We start from the raw sequence: 23,718 nt of genomic DNA on the forward strand, positions 1-23,718 counted from the left end.
GGTGACACCCGCCGGCAGACGAACACCGGAGCCAAATGATGAGAGAGGAAACCGAACAAAATATCACGACGAATAAAACCGAAGCGATCGGCACTGCGCACATCGTGCATTCGCAAGATCTCGAACATCCGCATGACGTGCTGATGGCCGACAACATCACCAACGATGAGAAGCGGGCCATTCTTGCCTCCTGGGCCTCGGACAGTTGCGCGGTCGAATCGATGCCAGCCTGGCGACGCCATCCTGGCAGCGGCCGGATCGCCTCCTATGACGAGGTGCTTGCCGCTCTGAAGGCGCTGGACGGCGACGGACAATCCACGCCAACGCAGAACCTGCCGCTTTTCGGATGCCAAGACAGGTTGCAGCGGCAGGTGCGCCGCCTTAGCGGCTTCCACCGGAAGGGAAGGCATTACAGACAATCATCAAGCTCTAGAAATCATCCGATCTGCCGTATGCCTCGCTGAGGATGCGGCCTGATTTTTGCCGACGACGCTTTGCTCATTCGAGGAGGTTTTGCCGATGAAGATCGCCCAGATTGCTCCACTTGCAGAACGCGTACCGCCCAAACTCTATGGTGGCACCGAGCGCATCGTTTCATATCTTACTGAAGAACTCGTCGCCCAAGGCCACGATGTGACCCTTTTCGCTAGCGGGGATTCGGTCACCAATGCCAAACTGGTACGCTGTTCGGACGTTGCCCTGAGGTTGAACCCGGCCGTCAAAGATCATCTGCCGCATCATGTCGTGCTATTGGAGGAGATCCGCAGGCGGGCGCATGAATTCGATGTCCTGCATTTCCACATCGATCTCCTGCACTTCCCGCTCATTCGCGAGTTTGCCGATCGCACAGTAACGACATTGCACGGCCGCCTCGACCTGCCGGACCTGCATCCTTTCTATCAGACCTTCCCGGACATACCCGTTGTATCCATCTCCAACGATCAACGCCGGCCGATGCCGCCGGTGAATTGGAGAGGCACGGTCTATCACGGGCTTCCCGACGACGTTCTTTCCTTTACCGAAAAACCGGAAGGACACTACCTTGCCTTCCTCGGCCGCATTTCTCCAGAAAAGCGACCGGATCGCGCCATCGAGATCGCTTCACGTGCCGGAATGCCCTTGAAGATCGCCGCTAAGGTCGACAATGCGGACAAGGCCTATTGGGAGACGGTAATCGAGCCCATGGTCAAAAGTTACCCGAATGTCGAATTCGTTGGCGAGATCAATGAGCATCAAAAAGCGAGCTTTCTTGGCAATGCAGGCGCCCTTCTGTTTCCGATAGATTGGCCAGAACCGTTTGGACTGGTCATGATTGAGGCCATGGCTTGCGGCACACCTGTCATCGCCTTCCGCTGCGGCTCGGTGCCAGAGGTGATCGACAACGGACAATCGGGTATTCTCGTCGACAGCATTATCGAAGCGTCGGAGAATGTCGAATGGGCGCTGCGGCTTGACCGCCGAAAGGTGCGCGCAACATTTGAACGTCGCTTCACTGCCGAGCGGATGGCAAGCGACTACTTGGACATCTACCGGCAACTACCAGGCACTCGGACTAGGGCGGCGCGGCTGCGCCGTTCGAGCGGCCATGCCGTGGACCTACAGGTCGTCGCATAAGAAGAGGTAACAGATCATGTCTACCGTATTCTACAACGGCCCGCTCGCGCCGGCTGCCGCCGCACAAGGCGCGGCGGTTGCGCAGTTTTTCATTCCGGCCACGGCATCGCTCCAGGAGCGGCGGCCAAGAACCTTGAAGCACGGTGATACCTTCGCAGTTTTTGACCACAATGCCGACGTGCTCTCTGGACCGGGGAGCCCCGAGGGCATCTTCCACCGCGACACGCGATATCTCTCTCATCTCTACCTGACCATCAATGGCAAGCGGCCGATGCTGCTGTCGTCGACATTGCGCGACGATAACGCGATGCTCACCTGTGATCTTACCAACCCCGACCTCTTCGACGAGAACGGGAAGCTGATTCTCAGCCATGATCTCATCCATTTGCGTCGCTCACGTTTTCTGTGGAACGGCGCATGCCACGAGCGGTTGACTGTGAAGAACTATGACGAGCAGCCTCGGCATGTCAGGCTCGAGATTTCCTTCGCAGCCGACTTCGATGACCTTTTTGAGGTCAGGGGCACCAAAAGAACAAGGAAGGGACAGCACCTGCCCGCCGTCATCGGTCGCGGGCATATCGACCTTGCCTATGTCGGCCTCGACCGTATGAGACGATCGACAAGGCTCTCGTTCGATCCATTGCCTGACGAACTTGGCAGTGGCCACGTGATCTATGATCTGCAGCTCGCGCCGCACGAAACGCGATCGCTTTTCATGGAGATTGCGTGTGATCCAGCCGGCGGCAGCAGCAAGCCGAGCTATCGTTCTTTCTTTTTCGCCTTGCGGGATGCTCGCCGCGCACTACGAGCTTCCTCCTCGCGCGCAGCCTCGATCGTCACCTCGAACGAGATCTTCAACGAGGTTGCGCGACGCAGCGTCTCGGACCTGTACATGCTGATGACCGATACGCCGGAAGGTCCCTACCCTTACGCGGGTGTTCCGTGGTTCAGCACGGTCTTCGGCCGCGACGCGCTGATCACAGCAATGGAGACACTATGGCTCGATCCAGCGATCGCACGCGGTGTTCTGGGCTATCTGGCGGCGAACCAAGCAACCGAGCTCGATCCTTCTTCGGACGCGGAACCGGGAAAAATTCTCCACGAGCTCCGTTGCGGCGAGATGGCCGAACTCGGTGAGGTACCGTTTCGGCGCTACTACGGCAGTATCGACTCCACACCGCTCTTTGTGATGCTGGCGGGAGCGTACTTGCGGCGAACCGATGACCTGGCGACCATAGCCAGGCTCCTGCCGCACATAGAGGCCGCACTTGTGTGGATTGAAGAATATGGCGATCGCGACGGCGATGGCTTCGTCGAATACGGCCGGCTGACAGAGGAAGGTCTGTTGAATCAGGGCTGGAAGGACAGTCAGGACTCCGTCTTCCATGCTGACGGCACTTTGGCAAAAGGTCCGATCGCGATCGCAGAGGTTCAAGCCTATGTCTACGGCGCCTGGCAAGCGGCCGCGGAGACATTCCGCCGGCTCGACCAGACAGAACGCGCCGCCAGCCTTTTTGCCCAAGCCGAGAGTTTCCGTCAAAAATTCGACACCAGTTTTTTTGACGAGGAAATCGGCACTTATGTGCTCGCTCTCGACGGAGACAAGCGGCCATGTCGCGTCCGCTCTTCAAATGCCGGCCATGCTTTGTTCACCGGCATAGCCTATCCGGAACGAGCCGGAGTGGTGGCACGCACGCTCATGACGGGCTCGTCCTTCTGCGGGTGGGGAATTCGCACCATTCCGTCCACCGAAGCACGCTACAATCCGATGAGCTATCACAATGGATCAATCTGGCCCCATGACAATGCCCTGATCGCCAGTGGTCTTGCCAGATACGGTTTTCGTGGCGACGCAGCACGGATTTTCGAAGGCCTGTTCACAGCTTCGACCTACATCGACCTGCGCCGTCTTCCTGAGCTCTTCTGCGGCATGCCGCGCCAGCGAGCGCGAGGGCCGACCTTTTATCCGGTGGCTTGCTCGCCACAGGCGTGGGCTGCCGCAGCTCCCCTGTCGCTGATACAGGCCTGTCTGGGATTGGAATTTGACCCGCAGGCGCTGCAGATCAGCTTCAACGAGCCGCAACTTCCCGCATTCGTGGACGAAATCACCTTGCGACATCTGCTTGTGGGCGGCGAAGTCGCGGATGTGGCGATAAGGCGCTCTGGCCAAAATGTGGTTGTCGACGTGCTCGAGCGCAGCGGAAACATCCGAATTCTCGCAACCTCGTAGGAGAGATGACAAGATCTCGGGGGATGTGCCTTTCGTGGGATACCGTATCGGTCACTTCCCCCAGGACACAAGTTTTGGAAAGCAGGAAATTGTTCTCCGATGCCCGTCACCTGCGGCCACGTTTTACGCTACTTACCTTAGCGAAAAGCGTTTTGCGTTCGGCGGAGTAATTCCAGTGCCGGAGGCTCCATACGAGGTGTGCCCCAGACGAAAGCAATAACTGCGTACTGCTGGATCGGACTGATTTTGGAACCACAGGCACGAAAATTCCACCAATGGTATTCGAGCCCTGCCAAATCCACTAGGCTCGTCCTGTCCGGTCGGGAGGCACCATGATCAACCTGACGCTTACTCTATCCGCGGCTTACCTTGGCCTTGTCGGCCTTGCACTGATGTTCTTTCCGATACAGTTTGGCCGCGATGCCGTGCCGACGGATGCTGCACCCGAACTGCTGGCGCTGCTACGACTTCTCGGCGGACCGTTCCTCGGCATCGCCGTGCTGAACTGGCTCTCGAGAAATGCCGAACCCTCCACGCTCCGCGTCGTCATGCTCGCGAACATCGTCGGCTTCGGCGCCGTCGCGGCAAACGACATTTGGGGCGTCGTCAGCGGTGAAGCGCGGGACATTGCCAAGCTATTTCTGGTTATCCATCTGCTCTTCACATCGGCCTTCGTGGCGGCAGCCGCTCGCGGAGGCAAACTCTGAGGTTACCCACCCTCGCTCCCAGAACACTGCTGGTCTTCAAATCCCACGATAGCCAATTGCAAGATTACGGGCCAGCTTTTGACCATAGGCACAGGCGCGATCGGCCTTCATTTAGCAAAGCCGTAGCTCGAGGTCAGGCAGTGTGCGAACCAAGATGGGAACTTGCGTTCTGGGTAGCCGGCCAGCCAGCAGCTCCGGCCAACGGAAGCAAGGAGGATCCCTACTATGTTCCCAAAGGATACTAGCTTACTAAGCATAGGGCAGTCCATATTTCCCCAGCGCCAGTTACCCGATTCCATCAGCAAGCGGGACTCGTCAGCCAGTCACCTCCGGAATCAGATTAGATGTCGATTTCGGCTCAAAACTGCGTGCAAACCTGGACGCACGAGCCAGCAAATCCACATGCCTTTGCGAGATCGTTGCTGCTTCAGCGAGCGATCCGACGTCATCGGCCGAGGACTCCTGGTGGGCAGGGCAGCCGAGAGGCCAGTCGTGCAGTGAAATCCTTCCGGGTCTCTGTGCCGCAGGCGGTTTATCAGCATTGCGGCGGCAGCATATTGCACAAGCGATCTAGATTGAATTGGAAGCATAGGGCCGGCGACATGCCACTACCGCCGGCCCTATGACCGCGCGGTGCGGGTTGGGAGATGCCAGCGCGGCTCACGAGAACGACGAAACTGCCGTGAAGCTCCTTGCCACAGGTTATGAATGAAAAGAGTGCCAGGGATAGTAACCCCTCATAGGACCGGCGGCCATCAACCTCGCAGCTGCTACACGATCGCAAACTGGTGCGATCCAAGAGGCCCGACATAGCCGGGGGGAGCCGCTCCCGCCTATTTCTACGGCCGGCAGAAGCGAACCGAGGCGGCCAAGAACGCACTCAATCGCCATCGAGAACGTGGAGAAGAACAATGCGAATTTCCGCAAGCTTTCGGATCGCGATCGTTGCCTTGTCTTCATGCGTGACAGCGGCTTGCCAGAGCGGTAATGCGGCTGACGGCTCCAGTTATCAGATCGTGCGCTTTTCCGACGCTCAGGCGGCGCGGCTCGCCTCGCAGGATGCCACGGCCGGCCCGCCGATCGCCTCCAACAACGATCAGTGCCGGCAGGATGCCGGGTGCAGGAGGTAATTGAGTGTCACCGCATATGAGCAGCGTTATCAGCCGCTCATACGCTTCGCCAAGCGCCATTTGATCTCTGTCGGAGAAGCTGGACGCGGGTGCTGCTTAACGCTTGCCAGCCAAGCTTGTTCATCGCGACGCTTTGTAGAGTTTCTCTGCGATCTCGAACATCTCCTCGGGAGCATAGTCTGGTGTAAAGGCCGATGGAACGCCAACAAGCTGATGGATTTTGCCGCCTTCCGGCATGCCGTCCACGACCTCTAATTCGCCAGGTGGATCATCCGGCAGAGCCACTTCACCATTGGCCCAGATACCCGCCATTTCTTTGTAGTCATTGGGGCTGAAGGTATAAAGGCGCCGGTGCGATCCCTCCTCGAGGTACTTTTGTGATTCCGGGATATTGGCGAGCGGAATGTTGGGGACGGGCAGAAACTTCTCAATTTCTACTCCGGTTATCTTCTTCAGCGCGAGCGCATACGAATGGGCATGGACAGATCCCCGCACCAGCAAATAGCCGCAGACCTCGCGGCCGGTCGGATCCGACAGTGTTTCGTAGACCCTGAGTTTGTGAAGCCGGGCGCCACATTCCAGATGGAAGTTATGAAGCAGGTCGAGAATGACGTTGCCGGTAGTGGTAATGAAGTCGTTGTTCCACGAGGCTCCATTGCTGTTGATCGGCATGGCACCACCACCACCGGAGAGGAAGCTGGCGGCGAGACGTATGTCTGTCATGTCCTCGAAAGGGGCGGTGGAGATGTCGCCGCCGTCGCCGGCATCCCCGTCAGGCACGTCTGGGCCGTTTGCCAGCATTGCAACGCCGTTGCTGACCAACTCGACGTGGCCCAGTTCTTCGGCGGTTATGCTCGCGACAAGGCTGTAGAAAGGCCGCAATTTTTCTTTGGATCTAAAATTGAAGCTCTGGAACATATAGTTGCCGAGCGTCGACATCTCCCCGTATTTGCCGCCAAGGAGTTCTTGAAGTGCAGCGGCCGCATTGGGGTCAGCCCTGGCGGGAGCAGGTAGATCCACCTGCAGTTTATCCACTCTCAGAAACATGGGGGAATCCTTTCGTTGAAAGAAGCCCCCCGAACAACCTGCAATTAGGATAGTTCCCACGCGGCCGGCTACCTCACTCTAATTTTGGCTGTTGCTCCCGAATTCTTAAGGGAAGCGCATTTTATGGTGACTGAACGCGTCGATGCTCGCAGTCCTTTGTTGCGTTCCTGACAAGGATTTCGAGCAGCACGTCGGGTGAGGACGTCTTGAGAACCTCCGCTTTCGACAGATCCTGCCGAAATTCGCATTGCGTGCATGCAATCTCGATTATCTCATCCGGCACATGCCTCAGGGCAACCGCTCTTCTGGGCCTCTCGGCTTCGGACACGACTTCTCCTTCGCGCTTTGCACTCGTTCTTCTTTTGTAGATTTTCAGAGAGAGCGCCGCCGCATTGCGGCGCCGATGTTCTAATTATGTTCTCATCTGGTGATGAGGAAGGCGGCGATGATCAGGAAAGCCATGGCGTGGGCCGTTTCATTCTCGGAGCGTTTATAGCAGTGTTGATTTGCACTGAGAGCTGACCCGGGATTGGAGTGAAACCCCTCGGGCTGGACCACGGGCATGATGCGGTTTAGGAAATTGATGCCGACTTTAAGATTTAGTCACTACGCAGACTGGTTGCGTCACACATCACTATCGATAGGAATCATGTATCGATAGTGATGTGTACATATGTGTTGTACCAGAGCTAACCGCCAGATACTCTCGCCGCAACGGCAACAGCGGAGGCGATCATGCCGCAGACTAGCTACAAGATCAGCGAGGCGCGCAGGAATTTCGCGCAGGTGCTCGAACGGGCTCACCAGGGCGAAGAAATTGTCATCATGCGCGGCAACGAGGTCTATGCCCGCATCGGCCCGGCCGACCTCGGCGGCAAACGTCCTTTCGGCCTGCTGCGGCAGCGCGGCCTACCCGACGACCTGTTCGATGCGGTCGACGCCGAGCAGGCCGCGAGCCCCAGGCATGAAGCTGCTGCTCGACAGCCACGCCGTTTACTGGTGGACGATCGGCAGCGATCGGCTTTCGGCGACCGCCCGATCACTGATCGAGGATAAGGCGAACACCATTCTGGTCAGCGCCGTGTCCTTCTACGAGCTGGATAACAAGATGCGGCTGAAGAAGCTCGACCTGAAGCCGCAGGAATTGCGGCCGCTGTGACGGCCAGCGGGCTGCAGACACTCGCCATCAGCGATCTGCATGCCGAACTGGCCGCCGCGTTTGATTGGGAGCACCGGGATCCGTGGGATCGGATTCTGGCAGCCCAAGCGCGGCTCGAGCATTGCACCTTCATCTCGACGGATGTGGTGTTCGATGCGGTCCTCCATGAGCGTGTCTGGTGAAGGGCGCTGCAAATGAGGATTTTAGTAGAGATAGCCGAGGCGGCGGAGCGGCTTGAGGAGTTGATCGAGTTCGCAGCTCGCGGCGACCAAATCATCATCTGTGGCGATGAGAGGCCGATAGCAACCTTGACCTTTATCGCAAAAAAGCAGGAACGATGGAGGAGTTCCTGAAACTCGCGGCCGAGGGCCGGGTCAGCGTACCGGCCGGCACCACCTCCGCACACGACGATCTTTACGACGAGCACGGCCCGCCGAAATGAGTGTCGTCGATCGCCGCGCCCAGGAACTCGACACCATCGCCGCGGTCCTGCCGATCGAGCGGCGGGACGAACTAGTCGAGCTCCTCACCGACCAGGACATCGAGACGCTGTGCCATCTTGTCAATGAGGGCATGGGCGCCAATACATTGCGGGCGCTGACCTCGGACCTCGCCTATCTGGAGGCCTGGTACCTGTCGGCAATCGGCAGCCCCCTCCCCTGGCCGGCGCCGGTATCGCTGCTCTTAAAGTTCGTGGCTCATCATCTGTGGGATCCGGTCAAGCGGCAAGACGACCCGACGCATCATGCCGGCGGAAGTGGAGAACGGTCTGCGATCGCAAGGCCTGCTGAAGGCTGCCGGCCCACATGCGCCATCCACAGTGCGGCGCCGCCTCACCTCCTGGTCGATCCTCACCCGCTGGCGCGGCTTGGGCGGATTCTTTTCCGAGCCGTCCCTGAAGAGCGCGTTTCGGCTGGCGGTGCGGGCGACCGGCCGGCCATGGCAGCGCAAGAGCAAGGCCGCGGTGACCGGCGATGTGCTGGCCAAGCTGCTGGCCAGCTGCGCCGGTTCCGGGCTGGTCGACATCCGCGATCGCGCCATCCTGCTGACCGCCTTCGCCTCCGGCGGCCGCCGCCGCTCGGAACTCGCCAATCTGCGGGTCGAGGATCTCGTCGACGAGGAACCGGTGCGAGCCGATCCGCAGGACGCGGCTTCCTCTGCCCTGCCCTGCCTTGTGATCCGGCTCGGCCGTACCAAGACGACCGTGGCCGACGACGACGCGCAGTCGCTGATCATCGGCCGCCCGGTCACGGCGCTGAAACAATGGCTGGCGGCGGCGAAGATCACCAGCGGGCCGGTGTTCCGGCCGATCGACCAATGGGGCAATGTCGATCACCGCCCCCTCACCCCGCAATCGATCAACCTGATCCTGAAATCCCGTTGCGCGAAAGCCGGGCTCGATCCGGCGAAGTTTTCCGCGCATGGTCTGCGCTCCGGCTATCTCACCGAAGCCGCCAATCGCGGCATCCCGCTGCAGGAAGCTATGCAGCAGTCGCAGCACAAATCGGTCACCCAGGCTGCGTCCTATTACAACGAGGAAGACCGAAAGCGAGGCAAAGCGGCGTGGCTGATCGTGTGAAGTCAACCAGCCCGCGTTTGTCCCTTTCGCCCTTGCGTCATCTGGCGGGCCTTCTGCGTTCTCCTGGATGAGCTGTTCCTGCTTCCCGGATCTTCCAGTTGCCACCGAGGAGCCGTGAGGTTTCAGGCGACATGCAACGTCCCGCATGCATGACCGATACTGGCCCGGGATATGTCCGCGGCTGGCTCGCGGCATCTACCAGAGATCGAACATTGGCTGCGTCTGCACCATAGGGACGGACGACGCCAACAAAACCTCGAGAGCGGCCTTCATCAGGCGGAGACGTACGCTTATCTCTTATCGCAGTATGCGCTGGTCCGCGCCGAAAGCCGAAATTTACGCAAAATCATTCTACCGACCTGTGAGGTATTCGCATTTTGCGATGTGAATGTTCTACCGGCTTGCGCCATATAGGGAGTGCTTAACCCGTAGCGGCGGTCCGGCTTCTACAGCCAAAATGGAACCACTATCCACCAATCCATGTTTTCCCAAGTCGAGAACTGGGAGGACTCTGATGCGAACGAGAGCACAACACCACCACCACGAGAGCAATGAATCGTTCCTGCCGATTGTCGGCTTGATGATCGTCTTCATATGTGGAGGCCTGGCACTGATCATGTACGAATCCGACAGCCAGAAGATGGCGAGCGTTTACGTCCAACAGCGCGACGTTGAGCGCGCAGTTCCTTAAGGTTCGCGCGTGCCGCGCAGTTGTGTGGAAGGTGCCGATGAACAATCAGGCTTTATGGCTCAAAGTCACACGATCGGACGGTGTAAATATCGTGGTCAATTTCGAGCAAGTCATCGCCATCTTTCGGCAGGACGACGGCCCATTTACCACATTGATCACCGCGGCTGGCAACATCCTCATCCGCGAGGATATCGCCTATATCCAACAGCATCTTCCGATATAGAACGGCGATGGCTTCCCGCGCAGCTTGCAGGTGAACGCCCTCTGTGGTTACCTGCGAGAGGTTATGGAGCGAGGAAAACAAGATGGCCATCTTTTTAAGGCAGCTTCTCGTATTCGGTCTAACTGCTGTCCTCCTACTCCCGCACCATGCCGCATTGGCGGCTGACCCCTGCAAAGGCGTCGACACCAACCTCAGTGCGCAGCGCAAAGCAGACTACTCCAAGCTTGTTGCCAAGAGCCTCAGACAGAACGTTAAGCCATCGAAGATCAGCGTCATGAAATTTATGCAGGCCGGAACCTGGACGGTTGTGTACGCCGATGTCCCGGTGGCAGACCCAGGCTACTTTTTCTTTGACTCTTCGTCGGGTCTCCCCGTCTTTAAGGACGTCTGGGGTGGCGTTGCTGACAAGAGTGAAGAACCAGAGATTACGAAGTGGGCAACAGCCCTAGGCGCAAACAAGATGATCGCCTCGTGCTTCGCTGATATGGTTATAGGCTGAACGCTGATCCACGAACTCAACCTTGTCTAACAGGACGGATTGCTTCGTACCCGGTCCTTCGCGATCGGCTCGCGCGCGCATTCGCGCTAAGCGTTGCTGTTCTAGCATCAATCGTTCCAGTGACTATGGCGTTCTACCTTCGGCTCCTGCGATCGCGAGTGATCCGAGGGGTGAGCCGATGCTCAGACTGATACCGATTGCTTCTCCAGTATTGCTATCGATACTCGCGAGCTCGTGAACGGTCCGCTGTCCGCTCGCTCCCGATCCATGGCCCTTCAAAGTCCACCGCCAGCTCGCAACACCGCTGCGGTCACGTAGGAGGCGTGCGGGGACAGGAGCCACAGAACGCATCGCGCTATCTCCTCTGGCTCAGCAGAGCGACCAAGCGGTATCTTTGAAGCAACACGGTGGGGACGATCGGGGTCTCCGCCGGTGGCGTGAATATCGGTGAATGTCGTTCCGGGAGCCACTGCATTGATCCTTATGCCAGTTGCGGCGATCTCCTTCGCTAGGCCAACGGTGAACGCTTCGACGGCAGCTTTGCTGGCCGCATAATGGACGTATTCCGAAGGAGCCCCAATAGTACTGGCGACCGACGAGATATTAACGATTCTGCCTTTGGAGCCTGCTGCTTGCCAACGCCTGACTGCCACCTGAGACAGAAGCATTGTCCCGACGACATTCACATCCAGTGTCTGCCGAAGTATCTCGAAGGGTAGGTCTACAAAGTGGCCGATTTTTCCCGTGATGCCGGCATTGTTCACGACAGCAGTCGGTCGGCCAAGCTGTATTTCCGCCTCGCGAAAAAAGGCTTCCCCGAAATCTGGATTCGCGACATCGCCTTGGAACGCAAGTACCCGATTGTCTTTGACCAAGAGCGATGAGACGAGCTCTTCCGCTGCCTTTCGATCATGCAGGAAACTGAAGCATACGTCATAACCCAATGACACCGCTTCGCGTACGATCGCTGCGCCGATCCCGCGCGACCCTCCTGTGACCAGCAGGACTTCACGAGCAGTCTTCTCTCCATCCACCGTCATGCAAATTCTCCTCCACCATCGGCGTTGCTGTTGGCAAACTCTGTCTTCCACATCCTGACTGCCCGAGCGCGGCCCCTATTCGCCCGTCAGGCGCCAAACAGCGCTCAGGCTGATTTTTCGCGAGGAACTGACCTGGAGTTTCCTTCAAGTTCTGACCTGCCTTTTAGGTATGTTTCGTATCTATGGGTGCGGTCAACTCCTGCTTTCTCCTGCATCGTTTGGGTTCGGGCGGCGCCGAGGATAAGTCACCAACATTCACCGCGAGGCGACCTTTTCAGCGCGTTTGGGGGAAGAGGTGCTGAATTTTAAGGACCACCGTTTCCGCTGGTTCAGTTCCGCCTTGATCATTTTTAGCGAACCGCAAAGCGGCAGAATCCAAGGTCAGGTCGCGATGTGGCTCCGCTTGAGTGTGCGCCAGTCGTTGACATTAGCCAGAATGGGAAGCGAACCGTCCGTACTGTGGTTGGAGAGTTTCCCCGGGTAGCGTCCTAGACGCTGGTGGCCATCTTTCTGTACAGGCGAACGCGATCTCGTCCGGCTCGCTTTGCTTCATACAAGGCTTCGTCTGCTCGAGCGATCAGATCCGACAGAGCTTCTCCCCGACGAGCCTCCGCTATTCCTATACTCACCGTCACCCGCCAATCCCTCGGCAAATCGTTGAACGAGGTCAGCCTAACTTTGGTGCGCAGGCGTTCAGCAATGGTTCGCGCACCCATGGCATCGCAATCTGGAAGAAGTAGCAGGAATTCTTCGCCTCCCAGTCGGCCACAGACGTCAGCGTGCCTTGCTGCCGCAAGCAACAATCTGCTGAAGGTCGTGAGAACAGTGTCGCCGACAGGATGTCCGAATGAATCGTTGACCTTCTTGAAATGATCAATGTCGATCACGATCAGGCTAACTGGCCATGTTCGCGAAACATGCAAGTGCTCTATTGCGATCTCGTCGAAGCCCCGCCGGTTCAGCAAACCGGTGAGTGGATCCAGGGACCGCTCGCGGCGCAGATCCTCGATCGTATCGCTTGCAGCCACCAGGAGAAGAGCCAGGGCGAGAGCCGCCCCCAAAACCGCGAGCGAGAATTGCAGCGCCAGCCAAAAGGACGAGGACGCAAACTCATTCGCGGCCGGTGCAGCCACACCAACTGTCAAAATGGTCCTTGGGAAGAAATGAAGCGAGAAGGATAGTAAGATCCAGAACAGGATACGTTCAGCCGTTTGACCAAGGCGAAGGCTGCGCAAACGCCAGGAAGTTGCGAGGCAAATCAGCCCAAAACCGAAGTTCAGCAGGTAGATGCGGGTAATGAGCTGGCGATCGACATAGAAGAAGTAGGCGATTCCGCCCACGATGAGGAGGATGCTGGCGGCATACTCTGACCAGCGCAACTGCTTCCCGGATCGTCTTAGCAAACCGTCGCACAGGACCAACACGCTTGATGTGTAAAGCAATGCTGACACTATGGCGTTTGGGCCTGCTCCCTCGGGAATCGCCAGCATCTGCGATAGACTTCCGAAACAAAACAGAACGGCGGCTAAGGCAAAAAACAGAAGGTGGCGGCGCCGGCGATCCCCGGCCCAGACCCAGAGGAATGTAGCCGCGAAAAGAAGGAGGATGACAGGCCCGATCAGGACGAGGGGATTTGATGGAGCACGCATCCGACCAACTTTGGATCAGTGGAAATTTTCCTGTTTCGATATCTGTCGCGTTCCAATGACACAAGCAGGTCAACCATATTGACATCGAGAGCCCGCGATTTTCGACGCCCGATCTTGTGAATATCTCGAACAATCGAAACTTTACGTCCTTCCGTGCTCGACGGAAGCTACTTGAGCTTTTGAGGAGTCCGGCGCTGGTTCAATGGTTTTGAGGATCATTTTTGGCCGGCCAATCAGCGTGCCGCTCTCCTTGTCAGATAGGCCGTACACCGCACCCGAAGCAAGTTCTGCTTCAGGCGATGAGATATCCGCCATCGATCGGAAGGATTATGCCGGTGATGAATTCCGCGACCGGTGAACACAGAAAAAGAACGCCCCCGACTAGATCTTCCGGCTTTCCCCATCGCCTGAGCGGCGTACGGTTAATGATCGCGGTTCGGCGCACCTCGTCCTGCTGCAGTTCCCGAGTCAATGATGTCTCGATCCAGCCAGGCGCGATGGCGTTCACCCGTATCCCCTCCTGAGCATAGGCAATCGCGAGCGACTTAGTCATCTGGGCAATGCCTCCCTTGCTGGCGGAGTACCCAGGCACGAGACCGCCGCCGAAGAAGGACAGCATCGAGGCAACATTGACGATGCTGCCGCCCCGTTCCGCGAGTTTTGGTCGGGCTGCAGCGCAGACCCGCATGCTGCCGGTGAGATTGATATCGACCACATCCGCGAAGACGTCCGGATCAAGCTCCTCACCACGCCGAATGACACCGGCGCAGTTGACCACTACGTCCAGCTCCGAAATGCTGGACACCAGCCGCTCCACCGCACCCCGGTCCCGCACGTCCAGGCGCTCCAGTCGAGCAGCCGACAACGAAGAATCCTGGTGTGCCGCTTCGATCTCGGCCCCAGTCACGCCTGTGCAGACAAGCTTCGCTCCCGCCTCGGTGAACCCGCGGCTGATGCCGGCGCCGATACCCGACGTTCCCCCGGTGACCAGCACGGTCTTGCCGGTAAACCAGGCAGCCGGCCAATGTCCGATGCCAGAATCATGGTGTGTCATCGGCTCGGCTCCTCAGCGAATGAACTGATCAATATAATCCGCGCCGAGGCCGACCTTTTCATAGTGGGCACGACACATGTCTATCTTCGTGAAGACGTCCTCGTACCCTGCATGCCGGTTCTCCTGGTCAAGATAGATCATGCAGCCGGTAATGTTGAAGAACGTGATCATTTCGGGCACGTCTTCCGGCACGGTGAGCGTGTGGATCTCACCCGGCGGTTCGAAGACGTACGAGCCCTCGTTCGCCACCCAGTCGTGCTCCAGATAGTGCCACTTGCCCTTGAGGACGAAGCCGTGGACAGGATTGGGATGCAGATGCCGCGACAGCACTCCGGACTTCCGCACTCTCAGGAGATTGCACCATTGACCGGCCAAGGTGTTCAGCATCAGCGGTCGGAACCAGACGTCAGGTGCCTGCGGCACCCAGACACGCTCGTCATCCGGTATCGCGGCGACGGCAATTTCGGGCGGCGCGAGCCTATGTGTCGTACCCTGCATGTCCCTGTACATCGTAAACTCCTCCTAACAGGTTGGGGCGGAAATTCCTCTCAGCCCGTCGGCTCTGAAATGCCGGCGATACCTAGTCCGCGGGCAGCAACTCCTATACACCCTTCCGCCTGAGACCGGATGCCTCGTAGATCGCATCCACCGCCTTCATGTTGCCGATGGAATCGTCCCCACCAGTTGGAAGGAAGGTACCCTTCTCCACCGCATCAATGAAGGCAGCAAGCTGGTAGTCATAGGTCGTGCCGCCGGCTAGCGTGAACTCGCGATAGCTGTCGCCGAACCATTCGCGGATGGAGTGCCCCTTGTGCGGCAGGCACGGATTGTCGATCTCGATTGTGCCGTCCTCACCCTCGATCCGCAGCAGCCCACGGAAGGGCGGACTGGCGATGTCGGCAACGATCTGCGCGCTCACGCCACCAGGAAAGGCCATCCCCACTTCCATGCGCTGGTCGACATTCAGCGGCGTCAACTCTGCGCGGGCGGACAGGATCTCCGGCTCCTCATCCATGAAGCTGCGCAGCCAGTGCACCGGATAGCACCCCAGGTCCATCATCGCACCGCCGCCTTGCGCGGGATCGTGGCGAATGTTGCCGGGATCGAACGGAATGTCGACGTGGAACTCTGCCCGCAGAGAGCGGATTTGACCGAAGGCCCGAGAAGCCTTGCGCTCGAGAAGATACAGAAACACGGGATGATAGCGGTCGTGGAACGCCTCCGCGAGCACTCTGCCGCTCGTAGAGGCCGCCTCCACCATGCGTCTGGCCTCCTCAGCATCCATCGCCAGCGGCTTTTCACAAAGCACGTGCTTGCCCGCCCTCAGCGCCCTGATCGTCCATTCGGCATGCGCCACGGGCGGCAGCGCATTGTAGACTATCGTGATCTCCGGGTCAGACAAAAGATCGTCATAGCTCGAATACGCCCTGGGAATGCCGTGGAGGTGGGCATAGTCGCTGGCAGCGGCCTTTCGCCTCGATGCGACGGCGTAGATGGCACTGTCCTTGCGGCGGCGGGTGGGCTGGATGATGGACCGAGGCGCAATGCCTGCAGCACCCAGGATGCCGATCTTCTGCATCTTTGCCTCCTCAATCAAAGAAATTGCTGTCTTCCTGCGAAAGATACCGCCTGGCGCGCTCCGGATTAATTTCCACGCCCATGCCCGGCCGATCAGGCACCTCGATCATCCCCGCCGTGACGATTGGCGAGGGTAAGCCATCGACGATGTCGGTCCACCATTCGGGGTCCGCCGTCGTGTACTCGAAGGCAATGAAGTTGTTCGGAAGCGTAGCCGAGACCTGAATCAGTGCGGCAAGGCCGAGGAGCCCGTTGGCAGTCCCGTGCGGCGCCATCATGATGCCGTGCAGATCGGCGTATTCGGCGATCCACTTGAGCTCGGCGATACCGCCGACGTCGGCGGGGTCAGGCCCGACCACATGTACGGCGTGGGTTTCGATCAGTTCCTTGAAATTCTGGCGCAGGTAGATCTGCTCGCCCGTATGGATAGGTGTGGTTGAGCACCGGGTAAGCTCCCGGTAGACGCCGGCGTTGACCCAGGGCGTGTAATCGCCCGAAAGGAGATCCTCCAACCAGAGAAGATTGTACGGTTCCAGCATGCGCGCAAGCCGGATCGCGTCCGGCAGCATCCATCCGGGACCGCAGTCAAGCGCCAGTCCGATCCTGTCGCCAGCGACCTCCTTCATGGCCGCGACGCACTCGACAAAATGCCTCAGGCCCGTTTCGGTGATCGGCCCGCGGTCAAGCGCGCCATGGAAGGGGCTGGCGTTGGGTTCGCCGTAATAGAAGTTCGACACCTCGCGCTTCATCGGCGAATGGAAGCCGATTGGCTGCTTGATGATCGTAAAACCTTCCGACAGGGCCATCATCTTGCGCATGTCGTCGGCATAATCCTGCGGCTCATAACCGCTGAAGGGGAACCGCATGGAACCGTTGTAGACCCGCACGCGGTCGCGCACCTTCCCTCCGAGCAACTTGTGGACCGGCAGACCCGCCGCCTTTCCGGCAAGGTCCCACAGCGCCATCTCGATAACACTAACGGCGGTTCCCCAGGGCTTGAAGCCGCCCCGCTGGCGGATCTTAAGCATGATCCGCTCGACAAGCGTAGGATCTTCGCCGATCAGCGCGTCGCGGAAGGCCAGAATGTGCGGCTTGAGGTAAGGTTTCCAGGTTTCGGCCTGGGCGAAGCCCGAAATTCCCTCATCCGACACGATGCGCACGATCGGGCTCTTGCCGATCACGGCACATTTCACATCTACGATTTTCATGCGAGCTCCCGGGTACTGCTAGACTGGAATGGCCGCGCTGATTGCCTTGGCCGCCTCTAGGGCGGCCAAGCGAATTTCCTCCATGCGGCTGGGATGGGTTCCGGCAAGGAAGGGAACGCTTAAGGCGGCTACCATCTTGCCTTTGTGGGTGAAGACAGGTGTCGCGAAGGCCTGAATGCTGGGGGCGTTTTCGCCTTTGTCCTGCGCCCATCCAAGGCGCCTGATGCGTGTCAGTTCGCTACGCAGGCGCTTCGGATCTGTAACTGTCTTTGCCGTGAATTTCACCAGCGGGCGGGAAAGCCAATAATCGAGGCCGTCCTTTTCGAGATGCGCGAGGAGCAGCTTGCTTGCAGCCCCTGCATGGATCGGCATTCTCTGCCCAGGCGCCACTGTGAGAGCATACTCGCGCCGGCCCTGCGCGGCTGCAAGGACCAGGACCCCTTCCTGATCGAGGATGCTGAGCTTTACACCCTCGCCGAGATCGGCTGCCAGCTTCTCGAGGTAAGGCTGGCAGATGGCCGCAAGATCGTATTCCGTCGCCCGCACGCCGACATGCGCCGCCAGCGAGACAAGCCTGCGACCAAGATGGTACGCGCCGCCATCGTCCCGGTACACCATTTGATGCTGCTGCAGCGAATTTAAGATCCGGTAGATCGTCGTTCTCGGCAGCTTGAGGGATCCTGTCAGCTCGCTGATCGTCAGCCCCTTCTCTTTCTTCTCGATCTCGCCGAGCACGTCCATCATGCGGTCGATGACGGGAATGGTATGCTTGCTCATACCTTCCTCGGCGACAGACTCATCCATTGATACTTACCCTGTTGACAAACTTTCCCCTGTCATTAGCATACATATATGAACTGTCAAAGTTCATATTTGGATAACCGAGGGAGAGATTATCCAAATATCGACATCGGGAGGATTGATCCAGGTCCTGCGCGGGCAGATGCGTCCTTTGCTGGTCCGCCCGAACCTCTCCTTCTGTTCCGGTCCAACCACAGGGGCTCCAAATGCTGACTGTTTCCTCGATCACCCATATCGCAATCAGGGTGAAGGATATCGACCGAACGCTGGACTTCTACATCAACAAGCTCGGCTTTTCGGAACTGCTGCGCCTGGACCGGGACGGCCGGCTCTGGCTCGTCTACCTGCGCATCACCGACGATCAGTATCTTGAGGTATTCCCGGACGGCGAGGGTGGTGATGCTCCAGGACCCGAGGCCGTAGGCTACAACCACATGTGCCTCGCCGTGCCTGATATCGAGCAAGCCGTCCGTGAACTCGAAGCCGCGGGCGTGCCGCTCATCCGCCCGAAGATCCAAGGCGCCGACGGTAACTGGCAAACCTGGATCGCCGATCCGGACGGCCATCGCATCGAACTCATGCAGATGGCGGCAGACGGCATGCAAGCCAAGGCGATCGCACGCCTTCGAGGTCGTTGACGATGGCCAGAATAAGCTACCTGACAGCGATCGATTTCGGTCCGGGGGAGTTGAACGAACTACCCCTGGCAGTCTCCGACCTGAAAATCTCGCGGCCACTATTCATCTCTGACCGCGGACTGGCATCATCCGGACTGACGGACAAGGTATTGTCCATGCTGCCAGCGGACAGCTCGAGCTTTCTCGATACACCGTCAAACCCGACGGAAACTGCAACCCATCAGGCCCTCGACCTTTACCGGGCCAGTGGCTGCAACGGAATCGTGGCGCTCGGCGGCGGCTCGCCGATCGATCTGGCAAAAGGGGTGGCGCTTCTCGCAACCCACGAGGGCCCGCTCGAACAGTTTGCCGCAATCTACGGCGGCGTGGAGCGCATTGGGCCGCAGGTGGCCCCGGTCATTGCCATTCCGACGACGGCAGGCACTGGTGCCGAGGTCGGGCGCGCAGCGCTGCTCACCTTGGATGATGGACGCAAGCTCGGCTTCATCAGCTCCCATCTCATCCCGCGGCGCGCCATTTGTGACCCACTTCTGACGCTTGGCCTGCCGCCCCGGTTGACCGCGGCAACCGGCCTCGATGCCCTTTCACACTGTATCGAAACGCTGTTCTCGCCGCGCTTCAATCCGCCGGCCGAAGCGATGGCGCTCGACGGCGCGGGTCGCATCTGGAGGAACCTGCCGAAAACCATCGACGATCCCGATAACGTGTATGCACGCAGCGAAGTGATGATGGGGGCGCTCCAAGGCGGGCTCGCGTTCCAAAAAGGCCTTGGCGCCGTCCATTCCCTCAGCCATGCGCTTGGAGGACTGAAGGAGCCGAAGCTTCACCACGGGACGCTCAATGCCATCCTGATGCCCATCGTGGTCCGGTTCAACGCCGCAGCGGTAGGCGACAAGCTCGCCCGACTGAAGACGTCAATCGGCCTTCCCGCCGAGGCCGATCTATCCGGCGAACTGGAAACCCTCAACCGGTGCCTCGGCCTGCCAAAAAGATTGGCCGCGCTCGGCGTCACGCCGGCCTGTTTCGATTGGGTCATCGAGCGGGCGCTCGCCGACCATAGCCATGCTACCAATCCCGTTGCCCCGTCGGCTAACGACTATCGCGCCATGCTCCAGGAAGCACTGAGCTAATTGCCAGGAAATCTCCGCCATGAAAATCACGGCCCAGAAGGTGTTCATCGCAAATGTCCAGCGGACCAACTTCGTATTCGTCAAACTCTATACCGATGCCGGGATCGAAGGCGTCGGCGAGGCCACGCTGGAATGGAAGACAAAGACGGTTGTTGCGGCGCTCGAGGAACTGGAACGAGCGCTCGTCGGCCGTGATCCGTTCGCCGTCGATGCGATCATCGAGCAACTCCACCGGGACAGCTACTGGCGAACCGGCGCCGTGTTCCGCACAGCGCTCGGCGGGATCGAGGCGGCCCTTCTCGACATCAAAGGCAAGGCGCTGGGCGTACCCGTTTTTGAGCTGCTGGGCGGCAAGTTCCGCGACCGCGTCGAATGCTACGCTAACCACTGGTTCTTCGGCGCGACCACACCGGAACAATATGCGGCCAATGCCCGCAAGGCGGTCGCCATGGGCTATCGTGCATTGAAGTGGGATCCGTTCGACGTTGCCGACCTCGAGATGGATCGCAAGCAGCGCCGCCAGACCATCGAGATCGTCGAAGCCGTCCGAGATGCCGTCGGCCCCGACATCAACCTGATGCTTGACGTCCATGGCAGGCTTAACGTCCCCACGGCGATTGCCATGTGCCGGGCGCTCGCTCCCTATGATCTGACCTGGATCGAGGAACCGACACCGCCGGAAAGCATCGACGCGCTGGCCGAAGTACGCGCCGCAAGCCCGGTGCCAATCGCAGCCGGCGAGCGCTGGTACGAGCCTGGGAAGTTCCTGGAGGCGCTGTCCAAGAAGGCAGTCGACATCCTGCAGCCGGATGTGTCCCATGCCGGCGGCATGGGCGAGACCAAGCGGGTCGCACATCTTGCCCATGCGCATCTCATCCCGGTCGCGCCGCATAATCCCGTCGGACCGGTCATGAACGCTATGACGCTGCACGCGTCCGTGGCCATGCCGAATTTCTCCGTGTTCGAAACCGTGTCGGTCGACGTTCCGTGGCGCAAAGAACTCGTGCGGGAAACGTTGGAATTCGACAATGGCGCCCTCCTGGCGCCGACGGCGCCGGGCCTCGGCGTCGAATTGATCGAAGAAGCGTGCGAGCGCTTCCCTTACGAGCCGACGAACGTCCCACTTTTCGATGGCTCGATGAACACCAGCGGAGTGGCGACCGGTGCCGAAACGCTCTCCGGTCACGAACCACGAGCAGCCCCCGCTAAAGGGAGTTGACAGCAGCCACCCTTATCAACATAGTTATATTTAGAACAGGTGAAGTTCATATTTGAACTCTCTGTTGGCAGCAATAGGAGGATAGCTGCTTGAAGGTCGGGATTTCCCTATACGGATCGCTGCTGAGCGAAGCGGGGGCACGCTTCGCGAGCCAGCTCGGCGTCCAGGACGTCGTCGTCCATTTGACGGACTACGGCCGCAATGCCGATGCAAACGCCTACACGGCAGGCGACGTGGGCCCAATCAACGGCGAGTGCATCGACGCCCCTCTATGGTCGTATGACCGTCTCGCCGAACTTTCGGACATGCTGTCACGCCACAATCTGCGGATTGCCGCGCTAGAGAACATCTCGCCGAATTTCTGGTCCGATATCCTTCTTGATGGTCCGCAGAAGCTGGCGCAGATGCGGGACCTGCAGCAACTGGTGCGGGATATGGGCCGCGTTGGAATTCCGGTCCTGGGCTACAATTTTTCGATCGCCGGCGTATGGGGTTGGCAGCGCAAGCCGATCGCCCGCGGCGGCGCGATGACGGCCGTGTTTGCGATGGACGAGTTTGACGCCCAAAGCCCAGTCCCGGACGGAATGGTCGGCAACATGCGCTATCGGCTTGCCACGCCCGGGGCTCGGCCGCAGACGGTAGACGAGGTGACGCTCTGGTCCCGGCTCGAATGGTTCCTGCAAAAATTGGTGCCTGTCGCGGAAGATGCCGGTGTCCGGTTGGCAGCCCACCCCGATGATCCGCCGGTTGAACGGCTGCGCGACACCGCGCGGCTCGTTAACACACATGCGAAATACGACCGTCTTCTCTCGCTGTTGGAGAGCCCGGCCAATGCTCTGGAATTCTGCATCGGCACGCTTGCCGAAATGCGCGAGGGCGATGTCTACGAGACGACCCGCCATTTCGCGCGTCGAAACGCCATAGCCTATGTCCATTTCCGCAACGTTCGCGGAAAAGTGCCGAACTATGTCGAGACCTTCGTGGATGACGGGGATGTCGACATGGCCGAGATCGTGCGGGTGCTGCACGAAGAAGGATACGAGGGCCTCCTTGTGCCCGATCACGTTCCGGAGTTCGACTGTGCCGCACCCTGGCACACCGGCCACGCCTATACGATCGGTTACATGAAGGCGCTCATCGCGCATGCCGACGCATTGGGCAGACGCCCTCTGGGGATCGCCCGCGGCAGGGGCGACACACTCTCTCTGGCCGCGGCCACATAGATCATGCAGGCCTGCAAGGCAGGAAACACGACGACAGCGGATTTCATACGGGAGGTAAACATGAAAACGTTGACGAAAATGACGCTTGCCGCGACGGCATCGTTCCTGGCAATGGCAGCCGGCGCCTTTGCCGGTGAAGTGGTTTGGTGGACGCCCAACTTCAACGAGGCGCGGGCTCGCCAGCTGGTCGAGAAGTTCCAGGCGGCCAATCCCGACATCACGGTAAAGCTTGAGATCACCACAACGGATGGCCTGCCGCAGCGTATTTTGACGGCGCTTCAGTCGGGGGCGGCGCCTGATATCATCGACGTCCAGCACGGCTGGGTGAACGGCTATGCGCAAAATGACCTTGTGGCGCCCCTTGATGAGGTTGTGACAGAGCGCGAGGACTACATCCCGGCCGCATTAGAATATAACACTTGGGACGGCAAACTGTGGGGCGCGCCTTATCGCATCGAAACCCACGCGATCATCATCAACAAGGCCGATTTCAAAGCGGCCGGCCTCGACCCGAGCAATCCTCCGGCAACATGGGAGGCCTTCGCCGACGCGGCCAAGAAGCTGACGGCAGACGGCAAGTCCGGCTTCGCCATCACCGGCGGCGGCGAAGTCGGTAACACGATATTCCGGTCCCTGCCCTTCATGTGGATGGTCGGTGGCGGCATCATCTCGGACGATGGCAAGCAGGTTCTGGTCAACACCCCTGAAACGGTCAAGGCGGTCACCTATTACACCGACTTCTTCAAGAACGGCGCCTCTCCCTCCTCGACGCTCGAGAACGACGGCACTGCCAACCGCCGCCTCTTCATCGCGGAGAAGGTTTCGATGTATCAGTCTGGCCAGTTCGACATCCAGTCGATCCGCAAGGAAAACCCGAAGATCGACATCGACGTGATCCCGATCCCTCACCCGGAAGGCGGCAAGACCGCGGCGATCCTGGGCGGCTGGAGTCTTGTCGTCCCGAGCGCAGCCAAGAACCCGGACGACGCCAAGAAGCTGGTCGGTTTCCTGGCTGAATCCGAAAACCAGGCGGTGCTGACGGATACCTTTCCTGCTCGCATATCGGCGATGGAGGCTGAGCGCTTCCAAGACCCGATCCTGAAGGTCTTCAAGGATATGCTCCCCTATGGCCGCCCCGTCCCGGCACATCCGAACTGGGTTCAGATCTCCCAAGCCTACTTCGACGGCATCCAGCGCATCCTGCTGGGCGATGAGAATGTGCAGGAGGCCATGGACGGCGCTGCAGCTGAAATCGAAGGGCTTCTTTGATCCCTCCCGTCCGGGAGGCGCGGGGGGCTT

General features: G+C 59.2%; 21 protein-coding genes and 2 pseudogenes. 15 read left to right on the plus strand and 8 right to left on the minus strand.

Annotation, left to right across the window (positions count from 1 at the left end):
- Positions 1-38 precede the first annotated feature (38 nt).
- From ACE04I_RS12130 to ACE04I_RS12150, 5 genes are all read left to right on the plus strand, one after another.
- On the plus strand, positions 39-464 hold the full coding sequence (locus ACE04I_RS12130) for a hypothetical protein (RefSeq protein WP_046797045.1): 426 nt from the start codon (positions 39-41) through the stop codon (positions 462-464).
- Between the two features lie 55 nt (positions 465-519).
- Positions 520-1,614 (plus strand): glycosyltransferase family 4 protein, encoded by a 1,095-nt coding sequence (locus ACE04I_RS12135; protein ID WP_046797046.1) that lies wholly within the window; start codon positions 520-522, stop codon positions 1,612-1,614.
- 16 nt (positions 1,615-1,630) lie between these two features.
- Positions 1,631-3,844 (plus strand): amylo-alpha-1,6-glucosidase, encoded by a 2,214-nt coding sequence (locus tag ACE04I_RS12140; protein WP_487207086.1) that lies wholly within the window; start codon positions 1,631-1,633, stop codon positions 3,842-3,844.
- Positions 3,845-4,176: 332 nt separating this feature from the next.
- Positions 4,177-4,551 carry a hypothetical protein gene (locus tag ACE04I_RS12145; RefSeq protein ID WP_046797048.1) on the plus strand — a complete coding sequence of 125 codons (375 nt, stop codon included), beginning with the start codon at positions 4,177-4,179 and terminating at the stop codon, positions 4,549-4,551.
- Between the two features lie 911 nt (positions 4,552-5,462).
- Entirely contained in the window at positions 5,463-5,681 is a 219-nt protein-coding gene (locus ACE04I_RS12150; RefSeq protein WP_487207087.1) for a hypothetical protein, read from the plus strand.
- Between the two features lie 120 nt (positions 5,682-5,801).
- Here the strand turns inward: ACE04I_RS12150 and ACE04I_RS12155 are convergent, their stop codons facing one another.
- On the minus strand, positions 5,802-6,728 hold the full coding sequence (locus tag ACE04I_RS12155) for a manganese catalase family protein (protein WP_046797050.1): 927 nt from the start codon (positions 6,726-6,728) through the stop codon (positions 5,802-5,804).
- 735 nt (positions 6,729-7,463) lie between these two features.
- On the opposite strand from ACE04I_RS12155, the gene ACE04I_RS12160 reads away from it, so the two are divergent.
- The 5 genes and pseudogenes from ACE04I_RS12160 (at position 7,464) to ACE04I_RS12180 (ending at position 10,879) form a co-directional block, all read left to right on the plus strand.
- Positions 7,464-7,784 carry a type II toxin-antitoxin system Phd/YefM family antitoxin gene (locus tag ACE04I_RS12160; RefSeq protein ID WP_487207088.1) on the plus strand — a complete coding sequence of 107 codons (321 nt, stop codon included), beginning with the start codon at positions 7,464-7,466 and terminating at the stop codon, positions 7,782-7,784.
- Positions 7,693-8,069 (plus strand): annotated as a pseudogene (locus ACE04I_RS12165) (type II toxin-antitoxin system VapC family toxin). The gene ACE04I_RS12160 and the pseudogene ACE04I_RS12165 overlap by 92 nt, the downstream one beginning before the upstream one ends.
- A gap of 256 nt (positions 8,070-8,325) precedes the next feature.
- Positions 8,326-9,466 (plus strand): annotated as a pseudogene (locus tag ACE04I_RS12170) (site-specific integrase).
- A 728-nt stretch (positions 9,467-10,194) separates the two neighbouring features.
- Positions 10,195-10,380: a hypothetical protein gene (locus tag ACE04I_RS12175; protein WP_046797055.1), complete on the plus strand. Its 186-nt coding sequence runs from the start codon at positions 10,195-10,197 to the stop codon at positions 10,378-10,380.
- Positions 10,381-10,462: 82 nt separating this feature from the next.
- Positions 10,463-10,879 carry a hypothetical protein gene (locus ACE04I_RS12180; protein WP_046797056.1) on the plus strand — a complete coding sequence of 139 codons (417 nt, stop codon included), beginning with the start codon at positions 10,463-10,465 and terminating at the stop codon, positions 10,877-10,879.
- Positions 10,880-11,154: 275 nt separating this feature from the next.
- Here ACE04I_RS12180 and ACE04I_RS12185 read toward each other — a convergent pair whose 3' ends face one another.
- The 7 genes from ACE04I_RS12185 to ACE04I_RS12215 all read right to left on the minus strand — a co-directional run bounded on the left by ACE04I_RS12185 (position 11,155) and on the right by ACE04I_RS12215 (position 18,185).
- Positions 11,155-11,919, minus strand: coding sequence for an SDR family oxidoreductase (locus ACE04I_RS12185; RefSeq protein WP_487207089.1), 765 nt, complete (start codon positions 11,917-11,919; stop codon positions 11,155-11,157).
- 488 nt (positions 11,920-12,407) lie between these two features.
- Positions 12,408-13,409 (minus strand): GGDEF domain-containing protein, encoded by a 1,002-nt coding sequence (locus ACE04I_RS12190; protein ID WP_245282190.1) that lies wholly within the window; start codon positions 13,407-13,409, stop codon positions 12,408-12,410.
- Positions 13,410-13,860: 451 nt separating this feature from the next.
- On the minus strand, positions 13,861-14,622 hold the full coding sequence (locus ACE04I_RS12195; protein WP_487207090.1) for an SDR family NAD(P)-dependent oxidoreductase: 762 nt from the start codon (positions 14,620-14,622) through the stop codon (positions 13,861-13,863).
- Positions 14,623-14,634: 12 nt separating this feature from the next.
- Positions 14,635-15,132, minus strand: a complete 498-nt coding sequence (locus tag ACE04I_RS12200) for a 2,4'-dihydroxyacetophenone dioxygenase family protein (protein WP_487207091.1) — start codon at positions 15,130-15,132, stop codon at positions 14,635-14,637.
- Between the two features lie 91 nt (positions 15,133-15,223).
- Positions 15,224-16,201, minus strand: a complete 978-nt coding sequence (locus ACE04I_RS12205; protein ID WP_487207092.1) for a Gfo/Idh/MocA family protein — start codon at positions 16,199-16,201, stop codon at positions 15,224-15,226.
- A 10-nt stretch (positions 16,202-16,211) separates the two neighbouring features.
- Positions 16,212-17,408 (minus strand): mandelate racemase/muconate lactonizing enzyme family protein, encoded by a 1,197-nt coding sequence (locus ACE04I_RS12210; protein ID WP_487207093.1) that lies wholly within the window; start codon positions 17,406-17,408, stop codon positions 16,212-16,214.
- A gap of 18 nt (positions 17,409-17,426) precedes the next feature.
- Positions 17,427-18,185, minus strand: coding sequence for an IclR family transcriptional regulator (locus tag ACE04I_RS12215; protein WP_487207094.1), 759 nt, complete (start codon positions 18,183-18,185; stop codon positions 17,427-17,429).
- Positions 18,186-18,415: 230 nt separating this feature from the next.
- Here ACE04I_RS12215 and ACE04I_RS12220 point away from each other — a divergent pair, with 230 nt between their 5' ends.
- The 5 genes from ACE04I_RS12220 (at position 18,416) to ACE04I_RS12240 (ending at position 23,688) form a co-directional block, all read left to right on the plus strand.
- Entirely contained in the window at positions 18,416-18,847 is a 432-nt protein-coding gene (locus ACE04I_RS12220) for a VOC family protein (protein WP_487207095.1), read from the plus strand.
- A 2-nt stretch (positions 18,848-18,849) separates the two neighbouring features.
- Complete coding sequence (locus tag ACE04I_RS12225) at positions 18,850-19,977, plus strand: iron-containing alcohol dehydrogenase (RefSeq protein ID WP_487207096.1); 1,128 nt, start codon at positions 18,850-18,852, stop codon at positions 19,975-19,977.
- Between the two features lie 19 nt (positions 19,978-19,996).
- The gene (locus tag ACE04I_RS12230) at positions 19,997-21,196 is read left to right on the plus strand and encodes a mandelate racemase/muconate lactonizing enzyme family protein (protein WP_487207097.1); all 1,200 of its coding nucleotides are present in this window, start codon (positions 19,997-19,999) and stop codon (positions 21,194-21,196) included.
- An 89-nt stretch (positions 21,197-21,285) separates the two neighbouring features.
- Positions 21,286-22,419 (plus strand): mannonate dehydratase, encoded by a 1,134-nt coding sequence (locus ACE04I_RS12235; protein ID WP_487207098.1) that lies wholly within the window; start codon positions 21,286-21,288, stop codon positions 22,417-22,419.
- Positions 22,420-22,479: 60 nt separating this feature from the next.
- The gene (locus ACE04I_RS12240) at positions 22,480-23,688 is read left to right on the plus strand and encodes an ABC transporter substrate-binding protein (RefSeq protein ID WP_487207099.1); all 1,209 of its coding nucleotides are present in this window, start codon (positions 22,480-22,482) and stop codon (positions 23,686-23,688) included.
- Positions 23,689-23,718: the final 30 nt, after the last annotated feature.

This window comes from Rhizobium moroccans (genome assembly GCF_057559155.1).

Excerpts from the sequence above, each read along its gene's own strand:
- ACE04I_RS12130 (WP_046797045.1), top strand. The coding sequence starts at position 39 with ATGAGAGAGGAAACCGAACAAAATATCACGACGAATAAAACCGAAGCG.
- ACE04I_RS12135 (WP_046797046.1), top strand. The coding sequence starts at position 520 with ATGAAGATCGCCCAGATTGCTCCACTTGCAGAACGCGTACCGCCCAAA.
- ACE04I_RS12140 (WP_487207086.1), top strand. The coding sequence starts at position 1,631 with ATGTCTACCGTATTCTACAACGGCCCGCTCGCGCCGGCTGCCGCCGCA.
- ACE04I_RS12145 (WP_046797048.1), top strand. The coding sequence starts at position 4,177 with ATGATCAACCTGACGCTTACTCTATCCGCGGCTTACCTTGGCCTTGTC.
- ACE04I_RS12150 (WP_487207087.1), top strand. The coding sequence starts at position 5,463 with ATGCGAATTTCCGCAAGCTTTCGGATCGCGATCGTTGCCTTGTCTTCA.
- ACE04I_RS12155 (WP_046797050.1), bottom strand. The coding sequence starts at position 6,728 with ATGTTTCTGAGAGTGGATAAACTGCAGGTGGATCTACCTGCTCCCGCC.
- ACE04I_RS12160 (WP_487207088.1), top strand. The coding sequence starts at position 7,464 with ATGCCGCAGACTAGCTACAAGATCAGCGAGGCGCGCAGGAATTTCGCG.
- ACE04I_RS12175 (WP_046797055.1), top strand. The coding sequence starts at position 10,195 with ATGAACAATCAGGCTTTATGGCTCAAAGTCACACGATCGGACGGTGTA.
- ACE04I_RS12180 (WP_046797056.1), top strand. The coding sequence starts at position 10,463 with ATGGCCATCTTTTTAAGGCAGCTTCTCGTATTCGGTCTAACTGCTGTC.
- ACE04I_RS12185 (WP_487207089.1), bottom strand. The coding sequence starts at position 11,919 with ATGACGGTGGATGGAGAGAAGACTGCTCGTGAAGTCCTGCTGGTCACA.
- ACE04I_RS12190 (WP_245282190.1), bottom strand. The coding sequence starts at position 13,409 with ATGCTGGCGATTCCCGAGGGAGCAGGCCCAAACGCCATAGTGTCAGCA.
- ACE04I_RS12195 (WP_487207090.1), bottom strand. The coding sequence starts at position 14,622 with ATGACACACCATGATTCTGGCATCGGACATTGGCCGGCTGCCTGGTTT.
- ACE04I_RS12200 (WP_487207091.1), bottom strand. The coding sequence starts at position 15,132 with ATGTACAGGGACATGCAGGGTACGACACATAGGCTCGCGCCGCCCGAA.
- ACE04I_RS12205 (WP_487207092.1), bottom strand. The coding sequence starts at position 16,201 with ATGCAGAAGATCGGCATCCTGGGTGCTGCAGGCATTGCGCCTCGGTCC.
- ACE04I_RS12210 (WP_487207093.1), bottom strand. The coding sequence starts at position 17,408 with ATGAAAATCGTAGATGTGAAATGTGCCGTGATCGGCAAGAGCCCGATC.
- ACE04I_RS12215 (WP_487207094.1), bottom strand. The coding sequence starts at position 18,185 with ATGAGCAAGCATACCATTCCCGTCATCGACCGCATGATGGACGTGCTC.
- ACE04I_RS12220 (WP_487207095.1), top strand. The coding sequence starts at position 18,416 with ATGCTGACTGTTTCCTCGATCACCCATATCGCAATCAGGGTGAAGGAT.
- ACE04I_RS12225 (WP_487207096.1), top strand. The coding sequence starts at position 18,850 with ATGGCCAGAATAAGCTACCTGACAGCGATCGATTTCGGTCCGGGGGAG.
- ACE04I_RS12230 (WP_487207097.1), top strand. The coding sequence starts at position 19,997 with ATGAAAATCACGGCCCAGAAGGTGTTCATCGCAAATGTCCAGCGGACC.
- ACE04I_RS12240 (WP_487207099.1), top strand. The coding sequence starts at position 22,480 with ATGAAAACGTTGACGAAAATGACGCTTGCCGCGACGGCATCGTTCCTG.